Source organism: Cobetia sp. (genome assembly GCF_983723665.1).
This window is the reverse complement of record NZ_CFDJES010000009.1, coordinates 24,748-28,840: the sequence shown is the minus strand read 5'-3', so window position 1 is coordinate 28,840 and position 4,093 is coordinate 24,748. Positions and strand designations below refer to the sequence as shown.

Below are 4,093 nucleotides of genomic sequence, written 5' to 3'. Positions count from 1 at the left end.
TGGCAGGAGAGAGCGTCACGCCTGTCGCGCTGGCCATCTGGGTCAGCAGCAGAGGCGTCAGCGCCCACAGGGTGTATAGCTCCCACATGTGGCCGAAGTAGCCCAGTGCGCCGCGCACGAAGCCGGGATATTGCCAGGCCGCCAGGCCTCGAGTGGCGCGGGCCAGAAAGGTGTTGCGGCCGTCTTTCGCCGCTGTCGCATGGCGGGGCGCCGAGGTGGCTTTCGCCGCCGGTGGGGCCAGCAAGGCGACCAGACCGGCACCGACGATGGCCAGCAGCGAGGCGGTGCTGATGGCCGCGCCCCACGGCAGCTGCATGCCTTCGCCCTGTTGCAGTGCGGCCAGCGCATGCGGCAGCCCGGTGCCAAGCACCAGCATGCCGACCAGCCAGGCGAGTGCGGCACCGGCACGGTCCGGTGCGGTCTGCACCATCAGCTTCAAGCCGATGGGGTAGATGCCGGCCAGTGCCAGCCCCGTCAGCACGCGCAAGCCTGAGGCGCTCAGTAGTCCCGGCGCGATCAACAGCGCCAGATTGGTCAGCGCGCCCAGCACGCAGGAAGCCATGAACAGATGGCGCGCCGCGAAGCGGTCCGCCAGGCCGGCAAGCCCCAGCACCAGGGTGCCGACGATGAATCCGCCCTGCACCGAGGAGGTCAGCTGGCCGAGTGCCGCGGCGCTATCGCCGGCGAAGTCCCAGCTCGCCAGCATCGGCGTGAGTACTGCATTGGGGGTGAACCACAGGCTGGTGCCGAACAGCTGCGCCAGGGCGATCAAGGCGACCGGATAGCGGTTGGCCCATTGCCGCCAGCCAGAGATGGGCGGCGTGAGTGACTTGGTTGAGGACACGAGGGCACCTTGTAGGGCTGATGGCGTGATGGCACGGCAAGACGCGAACGGGCGACACCGAAGTGTCGCCCGTCACAGATAGCCCGCCCCAACAATGGGGTCAAGGCGTCATTGATGGGGCAGCTCGGCGATGCGATGCAGAGACTACCCCGTCGCAGCCGTCGTCTACAGCCCCATGGCCGAAGAGGTGGAGCGACGCGGGTCAGCACCGCCGTAGAAGGTGCCGTCGTCGATCATGATCGACTGGATGGCGCCCATGGCGTCCTTGGTCACTACCTTGTGGCCCATCGCCTCGAGCAGACGGATGGTGTCCTTGCTGATGCCCGCCTCGATACGAATCTCGTCGGGCAGCCACTGGTGGTGGATGCGTGGCGCACTGACCGCCGACTGGATGTTCATGCCGTGGTCGATCACGTTCATGATCACCTGCAGGGTAGTGGTGATGATGCGCGAGCCGCCGGGGCTACCGGTGACGAGGAAGTTCTTGCCATCCTTCATCACGATGGTCGGGCTCATGGAAGACAGCATGCGCTTGTTCGGCTCGATCTTGTTGGCGACGCCACCGATCAGGCCATAGGCATTCGGCACGCCCGGCTTGGCGGAGAAGTCATCCATCTCGTTGTTGAGCAGGAAACCTGCGCCATCGACCACGATGCCGGAGCCGTAGCTGAAGTTGATGGTGTAGGTATTGGAGACGGCCAGACCATTGCCATCGGCAATCGAGAAGTGGGTGGTCTGATTGGACTCATACGGCTGCGGCTTGCCGGGCTTGACCTCACTGGAGGGCGTTGCCTTGTCGAGCTCGAACTGGGCGCGCAATTCCTTGGCGTAGTCCTTGGAGATGATGCCCGACAGCGGCACATCGACGAAGTCGGTGTCGCCAAGATACTCGGAGCGGTCGGCGTAGGCGCGGCGCATCGCTTCTGCCATCACGTGGATAGTGGCGGCGGAATTGAAGCCCATCGCCTGGATGTCATCGCCTTCGAGCATGTTGAGAATCTCGACGATGTGCGCGCCGCCGGAGGAGGGCGGGCTCATCGAGAAGATGTCATAGCCACGATAGGTGCCGTGGACCGGTTCGCGGATGGCCGGCTCGTAGGCCTTCAGATCATCCAGCGTCATGATGCCGTCGTGGCGCTCCATCTCGGCGACGATCAGCCGGGCGGTCTCACCCTCGTAGAACTCGCGCGGACCATTGGCGGCGATGCGCTTGAGGGTCGCGGCCAGTTCCGGCTGCTTGAACAGCTCACCCGCTTGATAGTTGCTGCCATCCGGCTTGTAGAACACCTTGGCGGTGCTGTCCCACTTGGCCAGGCGGTCCTTGGCATCGCTCAAGCCCTTGGCGAAGCGCGTCGGAATCACGAAGCCGTCTTCGGCCAGCTTGATGGCCGGGGCGAGCGCCTGCTCGAGACTCAGGGTGCCGTAGTCTTCCAGCGCCTTGGCAAGGCCTGCGACGGTACCGGGCACGCCTGCCGCACGGTGGGTGAAGCGCGACCACTCGGAGACCGCCTCGCCATTCTCGTCCTGGAACATCGTCTCGCTGGCCGCGGCCGGGGCCTTCTCGCGGTAATCGATGGCCACCACTTCGCCGGTCTTCTCATCGGACACCAGCATGAAGCCGCCGCCACCGATATTGCCGGAACGCGGCTGGGTCACGGCCAGCGCGAAGCCTGCCACCACGGCGGCGTCGACGGCGTTGCCGCCATCGGCCAGCACATCGCGTGCGACCTGAGAGGCCAGATAGTGGCTGGTCGCGACCATGCCGTGCTTGCCTTCCTGGGGGTGGAAGCGCTCGCCTTCCAGAATCGCGGAAGACTCGGCGAAGGCAGCGGGGATCGCCGTCGGCAGCAGGCCGGCCAGCGGCAACAGTGCGGCGGCGGCCAGCGCCTTGAGATGTCTGCGGTTTGCGAGAGAGGTGTCGAACATGAGAGGTGTCGGTTCCTGTTATCGTTATAAGAGATGCGACATGACGCGTGCAGTGCGAGGAACATGCGCAGAAGGCCAGCGAGCTGCTCACTGGGCCGAGAGAACAGCTTAACTATCAGTTGCTAATGCACCAATTTCAACTTTGCACGGCAATATTCTTGTTGGTGTCTGATCTGGAAAGGGGATGAGGTCCTGGTGTGGGGGCGGCTCGAGGGTGTGGGTCGCAGTGGAGTGCCTGGCGTGGGCCGGCGGCGGATCGGCAGCGACGGACCGGCAGGTTGGCGGTGCACATTCACACAGCGCCTGTCTTTTGTGAGAGGGTGGCGTAAAATGCCCCTTCCACTTCTCGCTGGCGCCTGATGACATGTCTGATCTACTGCCGAATGACTTCAAGATTGCCCCGTCGATCCTGTCCGCTGACTTCGCCCGCCTGGGGCAGGAGGTCGAGGATGTGCTGGCCTCCGGGGCCGATATCGTCCACTTCGACGTGATGGACAATCATTACGTGCCCAACCTGACCATCGGGCCGATGGTGTGCAAGGCGCTGCGTGATTACGGCATCAGCGCCGAGATCGATGCCCACCTGATGGTCACGCCGGTCGACCGCATGATCGGTGACTTCGCCGAGGCCGGTGCCAGCTACATCACCTTCCATCCGGAAGCCTCCGACCACGTCGATCGCTCGCTGCAGCTGATTCGTGATGCGGGCTGCAAGTCCGGGCTGGTATTCAATCCGGCCACGCCGCTGTCCTACCTCGACTACGTGATGGACAAGGTCGACATGATCCTGTTGATGAGCGTCAACCCGGGCTTCGGCGGCCAGTCGTTCATCCCCGGCACCCTCGACAAGCTGCGTGAAGCGCGTCGTCGCATCGATGCCTCCGGCTACAACATCCGTCTCGAGATCGATGGTGGCGTCAAGGTCGACAACATCGCCGAGATCGCGCGTGCCGGTGCCGACACCTTCGTGGCCGGTTCCGCCATCTTCAATGCGCGCAGTGACAGCGATGCCAACCGCTACGACAGCGTATTGGCGAAGCTGCGTGCCGAGCTTGCCAGCGTGCGCAGCTGATCGCGTGACGGATGACAGCGCGCGAGCTGGCGAGGCAGTCGATGGCTCGGCTCACGCCGCGGCGCTCAGCGAGTGGTCGCTGTATGTGCTCGAGACGGCCCAGGGGCGCCTCTATACCGGTATCAGTACCGATGTGGTGCGCCGCCTGAGCGAGCATGAGGGCGGCAAGCGCGGTGCGCGGGCACTGCGCGGCAAGGGGCCGCTGACGCTGTGTTATCAACAGGTGGTCGGCGATCGCTCGCGGGCGCTCA

The 4,093-nt window shown here is 64.5% G+C and carries 4 protein-coding genes; 2 read left to right on the top strand and 2 right to left on the bottom strand.

What is annotated here, in order from left to right; genetic code table 11:
• Both AC4FAH_RS02155 and ggt read right to left on the bottom strand, forming a co-directional pair.
• The coding region (locus tag AC4FAH_RS02155; protein WP_490245598.1) for an MFS transporter at positions 1 to 844 on the bottom strand (844 nt) is incomplete at its 3' end.
• A 165-nt stretch (positions 845 to 1,009) separates the two neighbouring features.
• Positions 1,010 to 2,770, bottom strand: a complete 1,761-nt coding sequence (ggt, locus tag AC4FAH_RS02150; protein WP_286989310.1) for a gamma-glutamyltransferase — start codon at positions 2,768 to 2,770, stop codon at positions 1,010 to 1,012.
• 364 nt (positions 2,771 to 3,134) lie between these two features.
• Between ggt and rpe the strand changes: the two genes are divergently transcribed.
• Both rpe and AC4FAH_RS02140 read left to right on the top strand, forming a co-directional pair.
• On the top strand, positions 3,135 to 3,842 hold the full coding sequence (gene rpe / locus AC4FAH_RS02145; protein WP_286989308.1) for a ribulose-phosphate 3-epimerase: 708 nt from the start codon (positions 3,135 to 3,137) through the stop codon (positions 3,840 to 3,842).
• A 4-nt stretch (positions 3,843 to 3,846) separates the two neighbouring features.
• The coding region (locus AC4FAH_RS02140) for a GIY-YIG nuclease family protein (protein WP_490245597.1) at positions 3,847 to 4,093 on the top strand (247 nt) is incomplete at its 3' end.

Excerpts from the sequence above, each read along its gene's own strand:
- ggt (WP_286989310.1), bottom strand. The coding sequence starts at position 2,770 with ATGTTCGACACCTCTCTCGCAAACCGCAGACATCTCAAGGCGCTGGCC.
- rpe (WP_286989308.1), top strand. The coding sequence starts at position 3,135 with ATGTCTGATCTACTGCCGAATGACTTCAAGATTGCCCCGTCGATCCTG.